This window comes from Streptococcus penaeicida, assembly GCF_002887775.1.
In the GTDB taxonomy this organism is placed as follows: Bacteria; Bacillota; Bacilli; order Lactobacillales; family Streptococcaceae; genus Streptococcus; species Streptococcus penaeicida.
Genome location: NZ_LOCM01000047.1, coordinates 1 through 469, shown reverse-complemented (window position 1 = coordinate 469; position 469 = coordinate 1). Strand labels below are relative to the sequence as shown.

The window sequence follows — 469 nt, the reverse complement described above, 5'->3', positions numbered from 1 at the left end:
TGAACACGAGATTAATTTCTTAGGAAAATAGATAATCTTCCTTGTGTGCAAGCACACGGTGTCAGATTCCTAATTTTCTACAGAAATTTCGGCTAGCCGAACATCTCTTTGTATCCTAGATAATGGAGCCTAGCGGGATCGAACCGCTGACTCCTGCGTGCAAAGCAGCGCTCTCCCAGCTGAGCTAAGGCCCGACTAATAAACTGGTTGTTTCATTATTAGTGGTGTACTATTCTATTACGTGAAGCTTAATTGTATTCGAACTAAAATCTTAGTGAAAAAGATAAATCTCCTTGTGTGCAAGCACACATCGTCAATTTCCTATTTTCATACAGATTTCTTAACGTTCTCATAACTTAAATAAGACCTCTCAAAACTAAATAAGACAATTCCAAATGTTTCCATTTCCTTAGAAAGGAGGTGATCCAGCCGCACCTTCCGATACGGCTACCTTGTTACGACTTCACCC

1 tRNA gene and 1 rRNA gene are annotated in these 469 nt (G+C 40.1%); both read right to left on the bottom strand.

What is annotated here, in order from left to right:
- Positions 1 to 123 precede the first annotated feature (123 nt).
- Positions 124 to 193: transfer RNA gene (locus AT575_RS10650), tRNA-Ala, on the bottom strand.
- Positions 194 to 413: 220 nt separating this feature from the next.
- Positions 414 to 469, bottom strand: a 16S ribosomal RNA gene (locus AT575_RS10130); the annotation flags it as partial.